The following is a 19,087-nucleotide window of genomic DNA, read 5'->3' on the forward strand; positions in this document are numbered from 1 at the left end:
TTCCGTTCCCACCACGAGCGGAATCGATCGGACTCCCATGGGAGGGCACAGTGACCTCGAAGCACACCACCAGAGTGCGGCACAGGAGTCTGGGGGCGGCCGTGGCCGCGGCCGGGCTGCTCGCCACGCTGTTCGCGGCCGGTCCCGCGGCCGCCACCCCCGATCCGGGGGACTTATCGCCCGGCGGCGCAGGCAGTGCAGGCAGCGCCTCGTCCGCGCAGGGTGCGGACCCGGCCGCGGGCCGCGAACTCGCCCCCGGCGAGATCCCCGGCCAGGACGAGATCGTGCACAGCGCGAACGTCAGGCACCTGGCCAACATCCCGAGCACCTACCCGGGCGTCATCAACACCGACCTGGCATTCCAGGGCAAGTACGCCTACGCCGGCAACTACAACGGCTTCACGATCTACGACATCGCCAACCCCAAGGCCCCGAAGGCCGTCAGCCAGGTGCTGTGCCCCGGCGGCCAGAACGACGTCTCCGTCCAGGGGGACCTGCTCTTCCTCTCCACCGACTCCTCGCGCAGCGACGACTCCTGCAACAGCGTCTCGCAGCCCGCGACGGAGAAGTCCTCGTGGGAGGGCATCAAGATCTTCGACATCAAGGACAAGAAGAACCCGAAGTACATCAAGTCCGTCGAGACCAACTGCGGCTCCCACACCCACACGCTGGTGCCGGGCGAGCGCGACATCTACCTCTACGTGGCCTCCTACTCCCCGAACGAAGCGTTCCCGGACTGCCAGCCTCCGCACGACGGCATCTCCGTGATCAAGGTCCCGAAGAAGAACCCGACGCAGGCCGCCGTCGTCGCCTTCCCCGTCCTCTTCCCGGACGGCGGCAACCCGGGCGGGCCCGCCAACCCCGGTGTCACCAAGACCACCGGCTGCCACGACATCACCGTGCTGCCGTCGAAGAAGCTGGCCGCCGGCGCCTGCATGGGCGACGGCATCCTCTTCGACATCAGCAAGCCCGAGCAGCCGCGGGTCATCGACCGGGTGCAGGACAACGTGAACTTCGCTTTCTGGCACTCGGCGACCTTCAACGAAAAAGCCGACAAGGTGGTGTTCACCGATGAGCTGGGCGGCGGTGGCGGCCCCACCTGCAACGAGGCCACCGGCCCGAACCGCGGCGCCGACGGCATCTACGACATCACCGGCCGCGGCGACCAGCGCAAGCTCGTCTTCCGCAGCTACTTCAAGATCCCGCGCCTGCAGGCCGACACCGAGAACTGCGTGGCCCACAACGGCTCGCTGATCCCGGTCGGCGGCGGCCGCGACATCATGGTCCAGGCCTGGTACCAGGGCGGCGTCTCGGTCTGGGACTTCACCGACTCCGCCCGGCCCAAGGAGATCGGCTACTTCGAGCGCGGCCCGCTCACCACCGACCAGCTCGGCCTCGGCGGGTCCTGGTCGGCGTACTACTACAACGGCCACATCTACTCGAACGACATCGCCAAGGGCCTCGACGTGCTGCGGATCGACGACTGGCGCACCGAGGGCGCGAAGTGGGTGCGGATGGACCGCCTCAACGTGCAGAGCCAGCCCGTCTACCACTGACGGCCGGCGGTGTCAGCCTTTTGAGGGAAACGTTCCGCCGGGCGGTCCGCCGTCCGGCGGGACGCCGAGCTCCCAGTCCAGCCCGTACCGCTGGAACAGCTCCGCCCGCAGCCGCGCCAGCGGCATCGGCGCCCCCGGCAGCAGGACCGCGACCACCGCGCCCATCAGCAGCGCCCGCAGCAGCGGGTAGTCGGTGTCCACGTCCGCCGAGCCGTAGCGCGTGACCGTGTCCCGGAGCAGCTCCGCCAGCCGCTGCTGCTCCGGGCACTGCACGAACCCCTCGGCCTGGAGGATGCCCGCCATGTGGGTCCGCATCAGCAGCGGCTGGTCCCGGGCGAGCCCGAGGATCGCGTCGACGGCACGGGCGAGCCGCTCGCGGCCGTCGTCGCTGCGCGGCTCGCGCTCCAGGGCCGCGTCCAGCGTGAGGTGCATCAGCCGGTGCACCGCCGACTGCAGCAGCTGCCGCTTGCCCGGGAAGTAGTACGAGACCAGGCCGCGGGCCGTGCCCGCCCGATCGGCGATGTCGCCGAGCGTCGTGGCCTCGTAGCCGCGCTCGGCGACGAGATCGACCGTGGCCTGGAGCAGCCGCTCCCGGGAACGTCTGCGCAATTCTTCATTGACCGATGCGCTGCGCGGGGACATGCTTACTCCTGCGTTGACTGGCTCCCAGCCAATATACTCAGCGCACGGGGTCGCCTGCTCTGGGCGACGCGGGGGATCGCCCAGAGCAGGGACTTCCACACCTCGAGGGAACGACGAGTTTCGGCCTGTCCGCACCCGGGAGGGCGGGATCAGGCCGGTGGGACCGGACCGGCCGGATCAGGTGAGCGCGCTCAGGCCCGGCATCAGGGCCACCACCAGCGGTACAGCCGGGACCAGCGCGGCCAGGGCCGTCAGCCGCAGCCGGCGGCCCGCCGACAGCCGGGGCGCCGCCGACAGCAGCCGCCGCACCCGCTCCGAGACGTGCGGCTGCGGACTCGGGTAGGGCCCGAACACCCCCCGGTCCTCGTTGAGCCCGACCAGCGCGAGCGCGATCGTCAGCCTCCCGTACCGCCGCGAGGCCACGTCGTCGGCGGCCAGTTCCACGAGCCGGTGCATCTCCGCCTCGAACGCCGCGAACACCGGCACCTGCGGGAATCCCCCCGCCAGCGCCCGCGAGCAGTGCAGCAGCCAGTCGTGCCGGGCCTCCGCGTGCCCCTGCTCGTGTGCCAGTACGGCGTCCAGCTGGCTCCCCTTGAGCCGCCCGAGCGCGGCCGTGGTCACCACCAGCTGCGGGGCCGCACCCGGCAGCCACCACGCGTCGGGCCGCGTTCCCTCCAGTACGACGAGCCGCGCCCCGGCCGGGTCCTCCCCGGGCAGCAGCGGCGCGCGTACGAGCAGCTCGGCGCCCCGCGCGCGCCGCCGGGCCCGGGCCCGCAGCACCTCCCGGGTCAGCCGGGCCCCGGTCCACAGCCCGCCGCCCGCCAGCGCCAGCGCGGTGCCCACGGCCCACGGGCCACCGGTCGGGCCCAGCGCGTACGCGTCGACCACCCCGTGCGGCGCGGCCGCGAAGAGCCGGCCCCGGACCGCCAGCCAGGCGGCGGCCGCGCTCAGCACCATCGACAGGGCGAAGCACAGGAGCACCGCGCCCACCACGCACTGCCACACCCACAGCGCGACGACGGGCTCACGGTCGGGCCATTCGGCCCGGGCCAGCAGACGGGGGGCGAGCACCGCGGTCAGAGCGCCGAGCAACAGGAGTGCGGCGGGGACCATCATGCCCGCCAGCCTATGAGCGCGGGGCTACCTGCGGGTACGGGCTTTCGGCATTGGTGACGCAGGACACGTTTGCCCGCCGCGTCCGAGAGCGTCACAGGCTCAGCAGCATCGCCAACATGCCCATCCCCATGGCGAGTCGGCACGCCCGTGTCAGCTCCGTGGGCGGCGCCTGCGGCCCGCCCGGGACCGGCTGCGCACCTCCGCCCGCCGTCACCAGCCGCGCCCCGCCGAGCAGCACGTACCCCGCGAAATACAGCAGCAGCGCCCCGGTGACCAGCGGCAGGCCCCCGCCGTGCCCGTGGCCGGCGGTCATCGTCAGCGCCATGTACGCCATGGCCAGCGAACCGACCAGGTGGTGGGCGTGGTGCACCCCGCCCCGCAGCAGCCACAGGGCGTGCAGCGCGGCCCCGCAGAAGACGGCCAGCAGGATCCCGGGCCCCCACAGCCCGATGCCCGACGGCACGGCCATCGCCGCCATCCCGAATCCCATCAGCGCCTCGCCCGCCGCCCCGCCGCGCGCCTCCCGGCCCGATCTGCGCACCCGCCGCAGGCAGTACGCACCGCTCACCGCGCACAGCAGCACGAGCAGCCAGGCGGGGAGGGAGGCGGGAAGGGACATCGCGGGACCGTGCACGGCGCAACCCCCGGTTCGTCGGCGTCACCGGAAGAGATGCCCCGGCCCGGACGCCCGCACGCCGCCCCGGGTTAGGCTCTGCTTGCCGCACCGGGCATGTCATATGCCGCCGAGCTGAACGGAGCCCCCGATGCCGACCGCCCACCCCACCGCTCTGAACTTCCGCAGTGCCCTAGAAGCGGACGTCCCGGATCTGGTGGCGCTCGTCGAGTCGGCCTACCGCGGGGACGCCAGCCGCGCCGGCTGGACCACCGAGGCGGACGTCCTGGACGGGCAGCGGACCGACCCCGAAGGGGTCCGCGCGATCATCGACTCCACCGACGGCGTCCTGCTCGTCGTCGAGCGTTCGGGCGAGCTCGTCGCCTGCTGCCAGCTCGAACACCGGGGCGACCACGTCTACTTCGGGATGTTCGCGGTCCGCCCGGGGCTGCAGGGCGGCGGCCTCGGCAAGGAGATCCTCGCCGAGGCGGAGCGCCGCGCCCGCGAGACCTGGGGCGCCAAGGAGATGCGCATGACGGTGGTGAACGTACGGGAGGAGCTCATCGCCTACTACGTGCGCCGCGGCTACCGGCGCACCGGCGAGCTGAGCCCCTTCCCGTACGGCGACGAGCGCTTCGGCGTCCCGCTGCGCGACGACCTGGCCTTCGAGCTGCTGGTCAAGCCGCTGTAGCGCGGGAGCCCGGGGCCGCGCGCGGCCGTCAGGCCAGGAACCGGCCCGTACTGCGGATCTCCGGGAAGTCGGTGGCCGCGCCGTCCAGTTCGAGAGCCCGGGCCAGCCGCAGCTGCTGCAGGGTGTTGACGGTCCAGCCGGTCACCTTCAGCCCGGCCGCGTGGACCGACTCCACTGTGTCCAGGGTGAGTTCGCGGATGTTCAGGGCGACCGTCTTCGCGCCGACGGCCAGCGCCCGGTCCACGATGGTCCTGCGGTGCGCGAGGTGCCGGTCCGCGTACAGGCAGCTGCGTACCCCGGGCACCAGCCGGGCCGTCTCCGCGAGCACCTCGTCGTGGAGGGAGGCCACCTCCACCCGTGCGCTCAGGTCGCGGCGCAGGACCAGCTCCGCCAGCGCGGCCGCGGCGGCCCCGTCGTGGACCGACACCTGGAGCGGGGTCCGGACCGCGTCCAGGACCTCCTCGAAGGCCGGCACGTGCTCGCCCTGGCCGGCGTCCAGCTCGCGCAGTGCGGACAGGGTCAGATCGGCGACGGCCCCGGCGCCGTCGGTGGTCCGGTCCACCTCGGCGTCGTGCAGGACGACGAGTACGCCGTCCTTGCTCAGCTGCACGTCCAGAGCGATGACGTCCATCCCGGAACGTTCCGCGCGGACGAACGACCGCAGGGTGTTCTCAGGTTCGACACCCATGACCCCGCGGTGACCGATGGTGAGGAAAGTCAAGGTTCTCTCGCTTCCGTCGACGGCGGCTCCCCGCGCGGTCGCGGTGTCCCTACCGGCCGCGCGGTGAGGACGCATGCTAGTGCGCCGGGGATGCGATGAGACCGCCCGTGCAGCGCCCGGAACGAGGCCGCCGGCCGGTTCCCGCCAGGGCTGTACGCCGCCACGGGCCCCGGGGCGGCCCTGCCGTGTCACCCGGGCGTGGGCGCGTCCCCGCCGCCTTGACGATCCGGGTCCGCGGCTCCGCTCCGGGCCCCCGCCCTGGTCCCGGACAGCTCCGCAAGATCCGCCAGCAGGGCCTCGCCCAGCTCCAGCTCGGCCAGGTGCTGCCGCTCGCTCCAGCGCAGCGCGAGTGCCGGGAAGGCCCACTCCGGCACCTCGCCCGCCTGCTCCATCGCCTCCCGTACGGCGGTCAGTTCGCCCCGGGTGCGTTCCAGATGGTCGCCGACCATCGCGCGCAGCCGCTCGGGCTCGGCGAGGTGGCCGAGCCAGACCCGCAGCAGCAGCCCGTGCTTGAGCACCGGGGGACCGGCCTCCGCGGTGTCCGAGGCCCAGCCGGCGAGGGCCTCGCGGCCGGCGTCGGTGATGGCGTAGCGGCGCTTGGCCCGGGCCTCCTCGGGGCCCGAACGCGCGGAGGCCGTGTACCCCAGCTCCTCGAGCCGGCGCAGCTCGGCGTAGATCTGGCTGATGGCCGGGGACCAGTAGAAGAAGCGCAGGGAGGAGTCCGCCCACTTCTTCAGCTCGTACCCGGTGCGCTCCCCGGGGAAGGACAGCAGCCCGAGTACCGCCCATGCGGTCGGCGGAAGGTCTTGCTTCTTCGACGTATGACTACTAGTCATATTCCGAATTGAAGTGTGGCCGGGCACGGGACGCAACCCTGGAGGCATCGTGAAATTCTCCGTGATCTTCGAAGCTCAGCTCGCCGACCCGACCGTGGAGCGGGAGCACCAGGTCATCCACGACTGCGTGGAGCAGGCCGTGCTCGCCGAGCGCATGGGTTTCGACCGGATCTGGGCCGTCGAGCACCACTCGCTGAAGTGGTACGCACACATGTCCGCCCCGGAAATCTTCCTGACCTGGGTCGCGGCCCGGACGCACACCATACGCATCGGCCACGGGGTCGTCTGCATGCCGTTCAACTTCAACCACCCGGTCCGGGTCGCCGAGCGGGCCGCCATGCTCGACCTGCTCTCGGGCGGCCGCCTCGACCTGGGCGCCGGGCGCGGCGGCACCGAACAGGAGACCTCCCTGTGCGGGGTCGACAGGGAGCGGACCACCCAGGAGGTCGAGGAGGCGCTGCGGATCATCGGCAAGGCCTGGCAGGAGGAGGAGCTGGAGTACCACGGCGAGCTGATCGACATCGCCCCGCACCCGATCCTGCCGCGGCCGAAGCAGGCCCCGCATCCGCCGCTCTTCCTGGCGTGCAGCCGCGCCGAGACCCTTGTGCAGGCCGCGGAACTGGGCGTCGGGGCCCTGGTGATGGGCTTCGCCGGGCCGGAGTCCATCGCCGGGATGCGGGCCGTGTACGACGGGGCGGTCGCCGGCCGGGACGGCGCCCGCTTCGTCTCCACCGCCGTCAACGACCACTTCTCGGTGCTCTGCCCCACCATCGTGCTCGACGACCCGGCCGAGGCGCGCCGGATCGGCATCCGGGGCCAGCGGTTCTTCGCCCAGTCCATCGGCCACTGGTACGGGGGGACGGGCATCCCGGACGAGGCCGTGGTCGCGGGCGCCGACGAGGCGGCGGAGATGGACAGGGCGGCCGAGCAGGTGGTGGCCCGGCTGAACGAGCAGGACATCCCGGTGCGGCCCACGTCGACGGCCACGTTCCGCGCCGACCACGCGTACGGGAGCGCCGACGACGCCATCGCGTACGTCCAGCGGCTGAAGGAGGCGGGGGCGGACGAGATCATGTGCCTGATCCAGATGGGCACCGTGCCGCAGGAGGCCTGCCTGGAGACCCTGCGGCAGTGGGGCGAGAAGGTCGTCCCGCACTTCCGCGACGTGTGAGAGCCGCCGCCCGAGCATGCGCCCGCCCGGTGGGTGACGGACGTCACGCACCGGGCGGGCGCGGGCTGCCCGCAGGGCCGGGCAGGCGTGAACCTCGGTACGCGAAAGGGGCGAAGCCGTCGCTCGAAGGGTGGACGGCGGGAAGAATTACGGTGTCGGTAGGGGTCTCGCAGGACAATTTCCCGAGCAACCTCTTGAGCGGGAGAGGTCTGCACACATACGCTGTGTTGACGCGAGGTTCTCCTGTGGAGGAAGTGACATGACGGAAATTCTTGTGCCGGGTTCTGGCGGTGCGGTGATAACCGCCGGTGCGCGGGTGGTGGACCACCCGGCGTGGCCCGAGCTCAAGGCCGCCGTGGAGGAGATCCGCCCCTGGCAGTCCAAGGACGGCTCCATCGACTTCGAGGCCGCGGGCGCCCCCGTCCCGGTCGATGCCGAGGCCGCCGTCGAGCGGGCGATCGGTGCCGTCGAGACGCTGTCGCCGCTGCTGCCGCACGCCACGGCGTACCACCGTGCGCTCGTCTCCGACCTCCGCAAGTGGGTCGCGGACGGCTTCAAGGTGCCGGACTTCCTGGACTCCCTGCTGGCCTTCCACCCGGCCGCCGAGCGCGCCGACGGGCTCCAGCACCTGGTCGTCTTCCCCATGTACACGCAGAACGGCAACCTCGACCGCAACTTCGAGGCCGTCGTCCTGAAGATGGTGTGGCCCGAGTGGCTCTCCGAGCTGGAGCGCACCCGGTACGACAACCCGCTGTTCCTCGGCATCACCTTCGAGGACTTCACCCCGGGCTACGACACCCACTCCGCCGTGCTCTTCCCGGAGACCATCGCCGTCCGCGAGGCCCCCGAGCGCTTCACCTGGGGCGGCATCTTCTGCGACCGCGAGGCCGCCCGGTACCGCAAGGTCACCGCGGCCGCCGTCGACATCCTCGGCATCGAGCTGCCCGAGGACATCGCCCGCATGGTCGAGGACCAGGAGCGCTGCGAGAAGGCCTTCGTCCTGTGGGACATGGTCCACGACCGCACCCACAGCCACGGCGACCTGCCGTTCGACCCCTTCATGATCAAGCAGCGCCAGCCGTTCTGGATGTACGGCCTGGAGGAGCTGCGCTGCGACCTCACCGCCTTCAAGGAGGCCGTGAAGCTGGAGTCCGAGGGCAACGAACACGGCCGTGACGTGCAGTACGCCGTCCTCTTCGACCGGATGTTCCGCTTCCCGGTGTCGGGCGACCGCAACCGCAACTACGACGGCCTCGGCGGCCAGCTGCTCTTCGCGTACCTCCACAAGCACGACGTCGTGCGCTGGACGGACAACACGCTGAAGATCGACTGGATGCGTGCCCCGCAGGTCACCAACCAGCTGTGCGCCGAGATCGAGGACCTCTACCGGGCCGGCATCGACCGCCCGAAGCTCGTCCACTGGTTCAAGGCGTACGAGCTCGTCTCCACGTACCTCGCCCCGCACCCGGGCTCCAAGTGGGCCAAGGGCCCCGACGCCCTCGACCTGACGCAGCCGCCGCGCAAGCTCGTCGACGACGTGCTTCCCGACGAGTTTCCGCTGAGCATGTTCTATGAGGCGCTCGCCAAGAAGCTCAAGGGAGTGATCGCCTCCACGAAGGGCATCACTGCAGTGAATGCCGATTCGGCCGAGCGGGTCGCCGCGTGAGCACTCGCCCACAGGAGGCTGCACAGATGAACAGCGCTGGGAAGACCGGGAACGGCAAGCTCCACGGGGCTGTCGTCGCGGTGGCCGGGGCCGGCGGCCCCGCCGGCCACGCCGCCCTGCTCCGCCTCGCCGAGGCCGGTGCAGTGGTCGTGGCGGCCGACGCCGACCCGACGCGTCTCGCGGAGTCCGTTGACGCGGCCCGCTACGCGCACGGCGGCGCCACCGTCACCGGTGACACCGTGGACCTGCTCGACCTGGAGGCCACCAAGGCCTGGGCCGAGCGGACCGAGAAGGAGTTCGGCCGCGTGGACGGGCTCGTCCACCTCGTGGGCGGCTGGCGCGGCAGCACCACCTTCACCGACACGGACCTCGCGGACTGGGACTTCCTGGAGAAGCTCCTGATCCGCACCGTCCAGCACACGTCGCTCGCCTTCCACGACGCGCTGCTGCGCAGTGACCGCGGCCGCTTCGTCCTCGTCAGCCAGTCCGGCGCGCACAAGCCGGTCGCCAACAACGCCGCGTACAACGCCGGCAAGGCGGCCGCCGAGGCCTGGACGCTCTCCCTCGCCGACTCCTTCCGCAAGGCGGGGGGCGAGGAGGGCCCGGGCGCCGCGGCTGCGATCCTGGTGATCAAGGCACTGGTGCACGACGCCATGCGCGCCGAGCGCCCCAATGCGAAGTTCGCGGGCTTCACCGACGTCAAGGAGCTGGCCGAGGCCATCGCCGGCGTGTGGGAGCGGCCCGCCATCGATGTGAACGGACAGCGTCTGTGGCTCACTCCGCAACCGTGAAAACCGATGCCCGCCGCCACCACGATCCGGCGGTACGCGGTTTCGCGAGCGACAACTACGCAGGGGTCCATCCAGAGATCCTGGAGGCCCTTGCCCTGGCCAACGGCGGCCACCAGGTCGCCTACGGCGAGGACGAGTACACCGAGAACCTGCAGAAGATCATCCGCAGCCACTTCGGCCCGTACGCGGAGGCCTTCCCGGTCTTCAACGGCACCGGCGCGAACGTCACGGCCCTCCAGGCCCTGACGGACCGCTGGGGTGCGGTGATCTGCGCCGAGACGGCGCACATCAACGTCGACGAGGGCGGCGCCCCGGAGCGGATGGCCGGGCTCAAGCTGCTCACCGTCCCGACTCCGGACGGCAAGCTCACCCCTGAGCTCATCGACCGGCAGGCGTGGGGCTGGGAGGACGAGCACCGGGCGATGCCGCAGGTCGTCTCGATCACCCAGAACACCGAGCTGGGCACGGTGTACACGCCGGACGAGATCCGGGCGATCTGCGAGCACGCGCACGGCCACGGCATGAAGGTCCACCTCGACGGGGCCCGGATAGCCAACGCCGCGGCCTCGCTCGACGTGCCGATGCGCACGTTCACCAACACGGTGGGCGTGGACGTGCTGTCGTACGGCGGCACCAAGAACGGCATGATGTTCGGCGAGGCCGTGGTGGTCGTCAACCCGGACGCGGTCCGGCAGATGAAGCACATCCGCAAGATGTCGATGCAGCTCGCGTCGAAGATGCGGTTCGTGTCGGTGCAGCTGGAAGCGCTGCTCGCCAAGGACCTGTGGCTGCGCAACGCCCAGCACGCCAATGCGATGGCGCAGCGGCTGGCTGCGGGCGTGCGCGAGACCGACGGGGTGGAGATCCTCTACCCGGTGCAGGCCAACGCGGTGTTCGCGAAGCTGCCGCACGAGGTGTCGCGGCGGCTGCAGAAGCGTTACCGCTTCTACTTCTGGGACGAGGTTGCCGGGCACGTGCGCTGGATGTGCGGCTTCGACACCCAGGAGGAGGACGTGGACGGCTTCCTCCAGGCGCTCAAGGAGGAGCTCGCCCGTTAAGGGTGTCAGCCCCCTTCGATAGTTGAATAAATATACCCCCGACCGTAAATCTATTGATCCTCGGTCGGGGGTATGCCTATGCTCCGGGCCATGCAGCTGATCCCGCAAAGCCCAGACAGTCACGCCTATCTGGCGGCGGACGAGGTCATCGACCACGACCACCCGCTCGTCCGGGAAACCGCCGACGCCCTCTGGACCGCCACCGGCGACGCATACTCATACGCCAAGGTCGCCTTCGAGTTCGTCCGCGACACCATCCCGCACTCCGGCGACTCCGGGGACCTGCGCGTCTCCTGGCGCGCCTCGGACGTGCTGGGCACGCGCAACGGCATCTGCTACGCCAAGTCCCATGCGCTGGTCGCCCTGTTGCGCGCCCAGGGCGTCCCGGCCGGCCTCTGCTACCAGAGGCTCGCCGACGACGACGGCTCGAACCCCGTCGTCCACGGACTGATCGCCCTCCGGCTGCCCGGCGCCGCGGACTGGGCCCGCCAGGACCCCCGCGGCAACAAGCCCGGCGTGGACGCCCGGTTCACCCTGGACGCCGAGCGACTCGCCTTCCCCGTACGCCCCGAGCTCGGCGAGGTCGACTACCCCGATCTGTACGCCACCCCGCACCCGGCCGCGCTCAAGGCCCTCCGGGAGTCCGCCGACCGGACGGAGCTGTGGCGGAATCTCCCGACGGCTTTGTAGCCGCCGCCCCGCCGGCCGGCGCCGGGGCCTGCCGCGCCACCAGTGCGTGCAGCAGGGCCGCCGCCAGGATCAGTACGGAGATCCCGGCCAGCAGCGCCTGTGGCGGCGCGGCCGCGGCGAAGCCCACGAGGGCGGCGCCGACCGATGCGGCGGTCAGCTTGAGCCCCGCCCCGAGGGTGAACACCTGGGTCCGTACGGCGTCGGGCGCGTACTCCGAGCGGATCCGGAGGGTGGCCGTCAGCAGCGGCCCGTCGCACACCCCGGCGGCGGCGAAGAGCACCGCCGCGAGGGTGACGGACGGGGCGAAGGCGGCCACCGCCAGGGCGGCCCCGGTGCCCGCCATCGCCCAGCGCGCCAGCCGCCCCGGCTCCAACGCCGTGATCCGGCCCAGCGTCAGGGACCCCGCCAGCGCGCCCACCGCGAAGGCCGTCATCAGCACGCCTCCGGCGCCCGGGCTGCCGAGCCGGGAGGCCAGCAGCACCGAGGTGGTGGTGAGCGTGCCGATGCCGACGAAGGCCAGCGTCGTGGCCGAGGTGATCGCCCGCAGCTCCCGGATCCGCCACAGGGCCGCCAGCCCGGCGCCCAGACCGGCCGGGGGAGGACCCGTCCGGGCCTTGCCCGGGCTCGTACCCGCGGCGGCCCCGCGGTTGGTCACCGGGGCCGGCTGCGGGGTTCCGTACGGGAGGGTCGCGGCCAGTGCCGCGGCGAGTGCGCCGGCCAGCGCGAGCGCCGCCATCGCGGGTGCGGCCGAGCCCAGTGCGGCGGCCAGGCCCACCACTGCCGGGGCGGTGACCGCGGCGGCGTTGTAGGTGGACGCGTCCCACGCGTACGCCCGGTCGCGCCCGGCCCCCGCCGGGACCAGACCGGCGACCAGGCTGGACATCCCGCCCGTCACCATCGGCCCGCAACTGCCGCCCAGCAGCGCCACCGCGAGGACGAGCGGCGCCGGGGCCCGGCCCAGCAGCACGGACAGGGCCGCCACCGCGCAGGTGAACCCGGCCAGCGCGCCCACGTGGAACAGCCTCGGCCGGCGGGTCCGGGAAGCGGCCACTCCGGCGAGCGGGGCCGCCAGGATGTGCGGAGCCAGCCAGGCGGTCAGGACGAAGGCCCCGTGCGCGGCGCTCCCGGTGCGCTCGAGGGCCAGCAGGACCACCGCGAGGCTCATGCCCTCCGAGGCGAACCGCGCGGCCAGCGCGGCGGCCAGGTACCGTCCGAACCCGTGCATCCCCGGAGCCCCCTCGAGCTGTGTAACGTGATAGCGGCACAAGACGTTACGCCATACGGGTGTAGTGCGAAAGGATCCGGAGATGACCGATTCCGCGCAGGGATTCTCGGTCGGCCGGCGGCTGATCGATCTCTCCGAGGCGGTCCGCGTGGACCCCGAACTCCCGCGCGCCGAGCTGGCAGTGCTCCTCGCGCGGCACGGGGAGCACCCCGGAGACCTCACCGAGGAGGCCCTCACGGAGGCGGGCGCGGCCGAATTGCGCGCCGCCGCACGGCGGATGGGGGCGGTGCTCGCCGAGACCGACGAGGGTCGCGCCGCGGAGGCCCTGAACGCGCTCTTCGCGCAGTACGGCACCCGGCCCCGGCTGACCCGGCACGACGGCCACCCCTGGCACCTGCACGTGGACCGGGGCGAGCAGGCCGGCTGGGGCGAGTGGTTCCTGGCGTCCGGGGCCCTGGCGCTCTCCCAACTGCTCACCGAGTACGGGCGGATCGCGTGGGGTGCCTGCGCCGCCGAGGGCTGCGGGCGGTTCTTCCTCGGCGCCGGGCCCGGCAGCGCCCGCCGCTACTGCTCCACCGCCTGCGCGACGCGCGCGCGGGTCGCCGCGCACCGCAGACGCAAGCGCGCCGAGGCGTCCGGGCAGGTGGGGGCGTAGGCGGGCCGGTCCGCGGAAGCAATAGGAAAGTTTCCTGTCGGACAACGTTGTCAACTTGGCGTGCCCATGGGTACTTTCGGCGGCAGGAATCCCCCGTTCCCCCACCTCCGACCGGAAGGCGCTTCATGCGTTACGGAGTCCCCGCGGGGCTGGCCGCCCTCGCACTCGGCTTAACCGCGGCCCTGACCCTCGCCCCCACCGCCCACGCCGGCCCTCCACGGCCGGCCCCCTCCGCCGCGGCCGCCCCCGCGCAGTTCGCCCACCCCGGAGTCCTGAACAGCCGCGCCCAGCTGGATTTCGTACGCACCAAGGTGCAGGCCGGACAGCAGCCGTGGAAGGGCGCGTTCGACGCGATGCTCGCCAGTGAGTACGGCTCCCTGTCGCGCACGCCCAAGCCGCGCGCGGTCGTCGAGTGCGGCTCGTACTCGAACCCGGACATCGGCTGTTCCGACGAGCGCGAGGACGCCATCGCGGCGTACAGCGACGCACTCGCCTGGTACATCACCCGCGACGCGAAGTACGCGAAGAAGTCGATCGAGCTGATGGACGCCTGGTCCGCGAAGATCAAGGACCACACCAACAGCAACGCCCCGCTGCAGAGCGGCTGGGCGGGATCCACCTGGCCGCGCGCCGCCGAGATCATCAAGCACACGTACACCGGCGGCTGGCCGAACCAGGGGCGGTTCGCGACCATGCTGCGCGACGTCTACCTGCCCGAGGTCATCAACGGCAAGCCGAACAGCAACGGCAACTGGGAACTGATCATGATGGACGCCGCAGTCGGCATCTCCGTCCATCTCGACGACCGCACGAGCTACGACAAGGCCATGGCCATCTACCTCGGCCGGGTCCCCGCGTACTTCTACCTGGCCTCCGACGGCCCGCAGCCGAAGTACCCGCCGCGCTCTAGCATCGACACCAAGAGCGAGCTGATCGACTACTGGCACGGCCAGAACACGTTCGTGGACGGCCTCGCCCAGGAGACCTGCCGGGACTTCGGCCACACCGGCATGGCGATCGCCGCGACCATGCACGTCGCGGAGACCTCGCGGATCCAGGGCCGCGACCTCTACCCGGAGTTGAAGGACCGCTTCCGGCACGCGCTCGGCTTCCACGCCGCGTACGAGCTCGGCGCACCGGTGCCCTCCTGGCTGTGCGGCGGGAGCCTGACCAAGGGCATCGGCCCGGCGACCGAGGTCGGCTACAACGCCCTGCACACGCGGCTGGGCATCGGCATGGAGAACACCCGCAAGCTCACCGAGGGGCGGCGCCCCGCGGGCACCGAGAACCACTTCGAGGCATGGGAGACCCTGACCCACGCCGAGAACCCCAACTGACGGGCAGGCGCGCCACTCGGCAGGCTCAGTACTGCGGCCCCGCCGTGAACAGCGGGGCCGCAGGATCACCCGACCCGGTGGTGCGGGATCAGCCCGCTTCCTTGACCTGGGCGGCCGTCGGCGCGGTACCGCCCAGGTGCGCCGGCAGCCACCAGGAGTCCTCGGGACCCTTGGGGGCGGCCGGGTAGGCGCGCTGCGCCGCATCCAGCAGCTCCTGCACCCGCTCGCGCAGGCGGCGGGTGATCGCCCCGGCGTACTGGTCGCTCGGCGCCTCGATGGGCTCGCCCACGCGCATCGTCACCGGAATGTGGCTGCGCTTGAGGTTCTTCGGACGGCCCTTGGTCCACAGCCGCTGGGTGCCCCACAGCGCCACCGGGATCAGCGGGACGCCGGCATCCTGGGCCATGCGCGCGGCACCCGACTTGAAGCTCTTGAGCGTGAACGACTGGGAGATCGTCGCCTCCGGGAACACGCCGATGATCTCGCCGGCGCGCAGCGAGTCGAGGGCGTGCTGGTAGGCCGTCTCGCCCTGCTTGCGGTCCACCGGGATGTGCTTCATCGCGCGCATCAGCGGGCCGGACACCTTGTGGCGGAAAACCGACTCCTTCGCCATGAAGCGGACCAGACGCTTCTGCGGCCGCGCGGTCAGGCCGGCGAAGATGAAGTCGAGGTAGCCGATGTGATTCGACACGAGAACCGCTCCGCCCTTGCGCGGGATGTTCTCCGTGCCCTTCATGTCGATGCGGATGTCCAGCGCCCTGAACAGGGTGTGGGCGGCGCCGATCACCGGAGGGTAGACGAGCTCAGCCATGAGGGGGAGACCCCGCTTTCTGCCTGGGGAGGTGCTCCCGGCCGGAAGTTACGGCTGCGTAGGTACGCGGCCCTTGGGGATCGTGCCCCATACGCGCGCTGCTGGCCAGCCCAGACGTGTGTGCCCGAGGAGATTCTCGTCACGCCGGGAATGCGGCGCGTGTCCGGGGCGCTCGGATCACCGTACGAACACATTCAATGATGCAGGAATGAGGTCCGCGGTGACGGCGGATGTCGGGCGTCTGGGTGCGGCGGAACTGGGTGCGAAGCCCGGGGAGCGGGCCAGCCTGGTGCAGTTCTCCAGCGCGTTCTGTCAGCCCTGCCGGGCCACGCGGCGGATCCTCGCCGAGGTGGCGGAGCTGGTCGAGGGCGTCGCGCACATCGAGATCGATGCCGAAGCCCACCTCGAACTGGTGCGCGCCCTGGGCATCGAGAAGACGCCGACCGTGCTCGTCCTGGACTCCGCGGGCCGGATCGTGCGGCGCGCGGCGGGAATGCCCCGCAAGGCGGATGTGATCGCCGCGCTGGGTGCCGCGCTATGACCGGCGCGCCGGTACGCACGCCCGCACGCAGCGTGACGCGCCTCGCATCTGCCCCGTGCGGCTTGACTGTGTACACGAGAGATCGCCAGGCTGGCCGCATGCGGTATGAACTCCTGCTTTACGGGCGGGTCCACGTGGACCTCGTCCGCTACGCGAGCGCGCGTTGTCGGAGCCACTGAACGACCCCGGCCTCCGACCCGATCCGACCGCGCCCGTGCCCGCCGCCTGTGCGGCAGAAGGAAGCTCCTCGATGACAGCCCCGCCGGCAATCCCGACGGCCCAGTCCGCACGATTCGGCACCGCCCAGCCGGGCTCGCCCGACCTCCTCCGTTCCGTCTTCCGCCGGCATGCCGCCGGAGTGGCCGTGATCACCGCCGCCGACGGCGGCCGGCCGGTCGGGTTCACCGCGACCTCGCTCAACTCGGTCTCGGCCGATCCGCCGCTGCTGTCCTTCACGATCGCCACCGGGGCGTCCAGCTGGCCCGCGATACGCGACTCCGAGCACCTCGGCGTCCACATACTCGGCGAGCACCAGACGGAGCTGGCGGGTCTGTTCGCCCGCAGCGGTGCCGACCGGTTCGGGCCGGCCACGGGCTGGGCCCCGGGTCCGCACGAGGTTCCGCTGCTGGACGGCGTTCTGGCGTGGCTGGTGTGCCGCGTCGTGGCGCGGGTGCCGGCCGGGGCGCACCGGGTGATCATCGCGGAGGCGGTGGCCGGGGACCCGGCGGGCGAGGGCCGCCCCCTGCTGTACCACCAGGGTCGCTTCAACGCGTTGCGCGACTGAATCGTCCCTGCTGGGGCGGGTCTGGGCGGCGTTGGACAGATCACAGTTCACCGGCCTTGCAACCGTGCGGGACCCACGGTGTACTGACGAGTAACATTCCCTTCGGAGCGCGGGCCGCCCCGACCGGGATCCGCCCGACAAGGCGCCTATGCTGCCTGCACAAGGCGGTATCAGAAAAAAGACGATGCGGTAGGAGAGCCGGCGTGAGCCTGAGGATCGTTGTCTGTGTGAAGTACGTGCCCGACGCCACCGGCGACCGGCACTTCGCCGATGACCTGACGGTCGACCGCGACGACGTCGACGGTCTGCTGTCGGAGCTCGACGAGTACGCCGTCGAGCAGGCGCTGCAGATCGCCGAAGAGGCCGACGACGCCGAGATCACCGTCCTGACGGTGGGCCCCGAGGACGCCAAGGACGCGCTGCGCAAGGCGCTGTCCATGGGTGCCGACAAGGCCATCCACGTCGAGGACGACGACCTGCACGGCACCGACGTCATGGGCACCTCGCTGGTGCTCGCCAAGGCGATCGAGAAGGCCGGCTACGACCTGGTCATCACCGGCATGGCCTCGACCGACGGCACCATGGCCGTGCTCCCGGCGATCCTGGCCGAGCGCCTGGGCGTCCCGCAGGTCACCCTGCTCTCCGAGGTCAAGGTCGAGGACGGCACCGTGACCGGCCGCCGCGACGGCGACTCCGCGAGCGAGCAGCTGGAGGCCTCCCTCCCGGCGCTCGTCTCCGTGACGGACCAGTCGGGCGAGGCCCGCTACCCCTCCTTCAAGGGCATCATGGCCGCCAAGAAGAAGCCGGTGGAGTCCTGGGACCTCGAGGAGCTCGAGATCGAGGCCGACGAGGTCGGTCTCGAGGGCTCCTGGACCGCGGTCGACTCCGCGGCGCAGCGCCCGGCCCGCACCGCCGGCACGATCGTCAAGGACGAGGGCGAGGGCGGCAAGCAGCTGGCCGCCTTCCTTGCGGAGCAGAAATTCATCTAAGAGGCAGCCTGGCCGGCCAGAAGTCCATCCAAGACCTTCGGCCACCCCCTCATTAGCCCCCAGACACTTCGCAATAGCAGGAGAGCAGTCCCATGGCTGAAGTTCTCGTCTACGTCGACCACGTGGACGGCGCCGTCCGCAAGCCCACCCTCGAGCTGCTGACGCTGGCCCGCCGCATCGGCGAGCCCGTCGCCGTCGCCCTCGGCGCCGGTGCCGCCGACACCGCCGCCGTGCTCGCCGAGCACGGTGCCGTCAAGGTCCTCACCGCCGACGCCCCCGAGTTCGCCGACTACCTCGTCGTACCGAAGGTGGACGCGCTCCAGGCCGCGTACGAGGCCGTCTCCCCGGCAGCCGTGCTCGTCCCGTCCTCCGCCGAGGGCAAGGAGATCGCCGCGCGCCTGGCCGTCCGCATCGGCTCCGGCATCATCACCGACGCCGTCGATCTGGAGGCCGGTGACGAGGGTCCGGTCGCGACGCAGTCCGCGTTCGCCGCGTCCTTCACCACCAAGTCCCGTGTCTCCAAGGGCACCCCGGTCATCACCGTCAAGCCGAACTCGGCTCCGGTCGAGGCCGCCCCGGCCGCCGGCGCCGTCGAGGCCCTCGCCGTCACCTTCGGCGCCCTGGCCACCGGTACCAAGGTCGTCGCCCGCACCCCGCGCGAGTCGACCGGCCGCCCCGAGCTGACCGAGGCCGCGATCGTGGTCTCCGGCGGCCGCGGCGTCAACGGTGCCGAGAACTTCCACATCATCGAGGAGCTCGCGGACTCCCTCGGTGCCGCGGTCGGCGCCTCGCGCGCCGCCGTCGACGCCGGCTGGTACCCGCACTCCAACCAGGTCGGCCAGACCGGCAAGTCGGTCTCCCCGCAGCTGTACATCGCCTCCGGTATCTCGGGCGCGATCCAGCACCGGGCCGGCATGCAGACCTCGAAGACCATCGTGGCCATCAACAAGGACTCCGAGGCCCCGATCTTCGACCTGGTCGACTACGGCGTGGTCGGCGACCTCTTCGCGGTCGTCCCGCAGCTGACCGAGGAGATCAAGGCGCGCAAGGGCTGACCTGCGCTTCTCTTCGTAGCCTGACCTTTGGCTGACCTTCTCGGGGCCGTGTGGTGTTTCTCACCGCACGGCCCCGAGTCGTTTGCCCGTGTCGCTGGAGGGACCATTGACTGGGCGGAACCCCGACACTAAATTCTGC

General features: G+C 71.6%; 21 protein-coding genes. 14 read left to right on the forward strand and 7 right to left on the reverse strand.

All coding sequences use genetic code 11. The features are described 5' to 3' along the window. Positions 1-50: 50 nt before the first annotated feature. Positions 51-1,556: an LVIVD repeat-containing protein gene (locus OHT74_RS33115; RefSeq protein WP_266669632.1), complete on the forward strand. Its 1,506-nt coding sequence runs from the start codon at positions 51-53 to the stop codon at positions 1,554-1,556. A gap of 12 nt (positions 1,557-1,568) precedes the next feature. On the opposite strand, the gene OHT74_RS33120 is transcribed toward OHT74_RS33115, so the two are convergent. The 3 genes from OHT74_RS33120 to OHT74_RS33130 form a co-directional block, all read right to left on the reverse strand. Next, a complete protein-coding gene (locus tag OHT74_RS33120) occupies positions 1,569-2,198 on the reverse strand; it encodes a TetR/AcrR family transcriptional regulator (protein WP_266669633.1) in 630 nt (209 codons plus the stop codon). Between the two features lie 177 nt (positions 2,199-2,375). Further along, on the reverse strand, positions 2,376-3,314 hold the full coding sequence (locus tag OHT74_RS33125) for a M56 family metallopeptidase (RefSeq protein WP_266669635.1): 939 nt from the start codon (positions 3,312-3,314) through the stop codon (positions 2,376-2,378). 91 nt (positions 3,315-3,405) lie between these two features. Beyond that, positions 3,406-3,933: a DUF5134 domain-containing protein gene (locus tag OHT74_RS33130; RefSeq protein ID WP_328622217.1), complete on the reverse strand. Its 528-nt coding sequence runs from the start codon at positions 3,931-3,933 to the stop codon at positions 3,406-3,408. A 145-nt stretch (positions 3,934-4,078) separates the two neighbouring features. Here OHT74_RS33130 and OHT74_RS33135 point away from each other — a divergent pair, with 145 nt between their 5' ends. Next, positions 4,079-4,618 carry a GNAT family N-acetyltransferase gene (locus OHT74_RS33135; RefSeq protein WP_328622218.1) on the forward strand — a complete coding sequence of 180 codons (540 nt, stop codon included), beginning with the start codon at positions 4,079-4,081 and terminating at the stop codon, positions 4,616-4,618. Positions 4,619-4,646: 28 nt separating this feature from the next. Here OHT74_RS33135 and OHT74_RS33140 read toward each other — a convergent pair whose 3' ends face one another. Together OHT74_RS33140 and OHT74_RS33145 are read right to left on the reverse strand one after the other, a co-directional pair. Further along, positions 4,647-5,339, reverse strand: coding sequence for a glycerophosphodiester phosphodiesterase (locus tag OHT74_RS33140; RefSeq protein ID WP_328622219.1), 693 nt, complete (start codon positions 5,337-5,339; stop codon positions 4,647-4,649). A 188-nt stretch (positions 5,340-5,527) separates the two neighbouring features. Then, entirely contained in the window at positions 5,528-6,175 is a 648-nt protein-coding gene (locus tag OHT74_RS33145) for a PadR family transcriptional regulator (RefSeq protein ID WP_328622220.1), read from the reverse strand. A 49-nt stretch (positions 6,176-6,224) separates the two neighbouring features. Between OHT74_RS33145 and OHT74_RS33150 the strand changes: the two genes are divergently transcribed. The 5 genes from OHT74_RS33150 (at position 6,225) to OHT74_RS33170 (ending at position 11,551) form a co-directional block, all read left to right on the forward strand. Then, complete coding sequence (locus OHT74_RS33150) at positions 6,225-7,346, forward strand: LLM class flavin-dependent oxidoreductase (protein ID WP_328622221.1); 1,122 nt, start codon at positions 6,225-6,227, stop codon at positions 7,344-7,346. A 259-nt stretch (positions 7,347-7,605) separates the two neighbouring features. After that, positions 7,606-9,012, forward strand: a complete 1,407-nt coding sequence (locus tag OHT74_RS33155; RefSeq protein WP_267001155.1) for a DUF6421 family protein — start codon at positions 7,606-7,608, stop codon at positions 9,010-9,012. Positions 9,013-9,038: 26 nt separating this feature from the next. Continuing rightward, positions 9,039-9,803: an SDR family NAD(P)-dependent oxidoreductase gene (locus OHT74_RS33160; protein ID WP_328622222.1), complete on the forward strand. Its 765-nt coding sequence runs from the start codon at positions 9,039-9,041 to the stop codon at positions 9,801-9,803. Then, positions 9,800-10,861: a threonine aldolase family protein gene (locus tag OHT74_RS33165; RefSeq protein WP_266631753.1), complete on the forward strand. Its 1,062-nt coding sequence runs from the start codon at positions 9,800-9,802 to the stop codon at positions 10,859-10,861. The genes OHT74_RS33160 and OHT74_RS33165 overlap by 4 nt, the downstream gene beginning before the upstream one ends. A gap of 90 nt (positions 10,862-10,951) precedes the next feature. Beyond that, on the forward strand, positions 10,952-11,551 hold the full coding sequence (locus OHT74_RS33170; RefSeq protein ID WP_266669651.1) for a transglutaminase-like domain-containing protein: 600 nt from the start codon (positions 10,952-10,954) through the stop codon (positions 11,549-11,551). Here the strand turns inward: OHT74_RS33170 and OHT74_RS33175 are convergent. Continuing rightward, positions 11,487-12,776 carry an MFS transporter gene (locus OHT74_RS33175; protein WP_328622223.1) on the reverse strand — a complete coding sequence of 430 codons (1,290 nt, stop codon included), beginning with the start codon at positions 12,774-12,776 and terminating at the stop codon, positions 11,487-11,489. The two genes, OHT74_RS33170 and OHT74_RS33175, sit on opposite strands and share 65 nt — an antisense overlap. Before the next feature lie 82 nt (positions 12,777-12,858). Between OHT74_RS33175 and OHT74_RS33180 the strand changes: the two genes are divergently transcribed. Further along, complete coding sequence (locus tag OHT74_RS33180) at positions 12,859-13,431, forward strand: CGNR zinc finger domain-containing protein (RefSeq protein WP_328622224.1); 573 nt, start codon at positions 12,859-12,861, stop codon at positions 13,429-13,431. A 125-nt stretch (positions 13,432-13,556) separates the two neighbouring features. Further along, entirely contained in the window at positions 13,557-14,768 is a 1,212-nt protein-coding gene (locus OHT74_RS33185; RefSeq protein WP_328622225.1) for an alginate lyase family protein, read from the forward strand. A gap of 88 nt (positions 14,769-14,856) precedes the next feature. On the opposite strand, the gene OHT74_RS33190 is transcribed toward OHT74_RS33185, so the two are convergent. Beyond that, positions 14,857-15,579, reverse strand: coding sequence for a lysophospholipid acyltransferase family protein (locus tag OHT74_RS33190; RefSeq protein ID WP_267001163.1), 723 nt, complete (start codon positions 15,577-15,579; stop codon positions 14,857-14,859). A gap of 208 nt (positions 15,580-15,787) precedes the next feature. On the opposite strand from OHT74_RS33190, the gene OHT74_RS33195 reads away from it, so the two are divergent. The 5 genes from OHT74_RS33195 (at position 15,788) to OHT74_RS33210 (ending at position 18,948) form a co-directional block, all read left to right on the forward strand. Then, entirely contained in the window at positions 15,788-16,120 is a 333-nt protein-coding gene (locus tag OHT74_RS33195) for a thioredoxin family protein (RefSeq protein WP_443047606.1), read from the forward strand. 98 nt (positions 16,121-16,218) lie between these two features. Beyond that, the gene (locus tag OHT74_RS42200; RefSeq protein WP_353962368.1) at positions 16,219-16,299 is read left to right on the forward strand and encodes a putative leader peptide; all 81 of its coding nucleotides are present in this window, start codon (positions 16,219-16,221) and stop codon (positions 16,297-16,299) included. Between the two features lie 71 nt (positions 16,300-16,370). Next, positions 16,371-16,904: a flavin reductase family protein gene (locus tag OHT74_RS33200; RefSeq protein ID WP_328622227.1), complete on the forward strand. Its 534-nt coding sequence runs from the start codon at positions 16,371-16,373 to the stop codon at positions 16,902-16,904. Between the two features lie 203 nt (positions 16,905-17,107). Next, entirely contained in the window at positions 17,108-17,893 is a 786-nt protein-coding gene (locus OHT74_RS33205) for an electron transfer flavoprotein subunit beta/FixA family protein (RefSeq protein WP_266669664.1), read from the forward strand. A gap of 92 nt (positions 17,894-17,985) precedes the next feature. After that, positions 17,986-18,948 (forward strand): electron transfer flavoprotein subunit alpha/FixB family protein, encoded by a 963-nt coding sequence (locus tag OHT74_RS33210; RefSeq protein ID WP_266669666.1) that lies wholly within the window; start codon positions 17,986-17,988, stop codon positions 18,946-18,948. The last annotated feature ends 139 nt before the right edge of the window (positions 18,949-19,087 follow it).

The sequence above is a fragment of the Streptomyces sp. NBC_00354 genome, assembly GCF_036106915.1.
Lineage (GTDB): Bacteria > Actinomycetota > Actinomycetes > Streptomycetales > Streptomycetaceae > Streptomyces.

What these genes read in the sequence shown, in the direction of transcription:
- OHT74_RS33120 (WP_266669633.1), bottom strand. Translation starts at nt 2,198, where the DNA reads ATGTCCCCGCGCAGCGCATCGGTCAATGAAGAATTGCGCAGACGTTCC.
- OHT74_RS33125 (WP_266669635.1), bottom strand. Translation starts at nt 3,314, where the DNA reads ATGATGGTCCCCGCCGCACTCCTGTTGCTCGGCGCTCTGACCGCGGTG.
- OHT74_RS33130 (WP_328622217.1), bottom strand. Translation starts at nt 3,933, where the DNA reads ATGTCCCTTCCCGCCTCCCTCCCCGCCTGGCTGCTCGTGCTGCTGTGC.
- OHT74_RS33135 (WP_328622218.1), top strand. Translation starts at nt 4,079, where the DNA reads ATGCCGACCGCCCACCCCACCGCTCTGAACTTCCGCAGTGCCCTAGAA.
- OHT74_RS33145 (WP_328622220.1), bottom strand. Translation starts at nt 6,175, where the DNA reads ATGACTAGTAGTCATACGTCGAAGAAGCAAGACCTTCCGCCGACCGCA.
- OHT74_RS33155 (WP_267001155.1), top strand. Translation starts at nt 7,606, where the DNA reads ATGACGGAAATTCTTGTGCCGGGTTCTGGCGGTGCGGTGATAACCGCC.
- OHT74_RS33160 (WP_328622222.1), top strand. Translation starts at nt 9,039, where the DNA reads ATGAACAGCGCTGGGAAGACCGGGAACGGCAAGCTCCACGGGGCTGTC.
- OHT74_RS33170 (WP_266669651.1), top strand. Translation starts at nt 10,952, where the DNA reads ATGCAGCTGATCCCGCAAAGCCCAGACAGTCACGCCTATCTGGCGGCG.
- OHT74_RS33175 (WP_328622223.1), bottom strand. Translation starts at nt 12,776, where the DNA reads ATGCACGGGTTCGGACGGTACCTGGCCGCCGCGCTGGCCGCGCGGTTC.
- OHT74_RS33180 (WP_328622224.1), top strand. Translation starts at nt 12,859, where the DNA reads ATGACCGATTCCGCGCAGGGATTCTCGGTCGGCCGGCGGCTGATCGAT.
- OHT74_RS33185 (WP_328622225.1), top strand. Translation starts at nt 13,557, where the DNA reads ATGCGTTACGGAGTCCCCGCGGGGCTGGCCGCCCTCGCACTCGGCTTA.
- OHT74_RS33190 (WP_267001163.1), bottom strand. Translation starts at nt 15,579, where the DNA reads ATGGCTGAGCTCGTCTACCCTCCGGTGATCGGCGCCGCCCACACCCTG.
- OHT74_RS33195 (WP_443047606.1), top strand. Translation starts at nt 15,788, where the DNA reads ATGAGGTCCGCGGTGACGGCGGATGTCGGGCGTCTGGGTGCGGCGGAA.
- OHT74_RS42200 (WP_353962368.1), top strand. Translation starts at nt 16,219, where the DNA reads ATGCGGTATGAACTCCTGCTTTACGGGCGGGTCCACGTGGACCTCGTC.
- OHT74_RS33200 (WP_328622227.1), top strand. Translation starts at nt 16,371, where the DNA reads ATGACAGCCCCGCCGGCAATCCCGACGGCCCAGTCCGCACGATTCGGC.
- OHT74_RS33210 (WP_266669666.1), top strand. Translation starts at nt 17,986, where the DNA reads ATGGCTGAAGTTCTCGTCTACGTCGACCACGTGGACGGCGCCGTCCGC.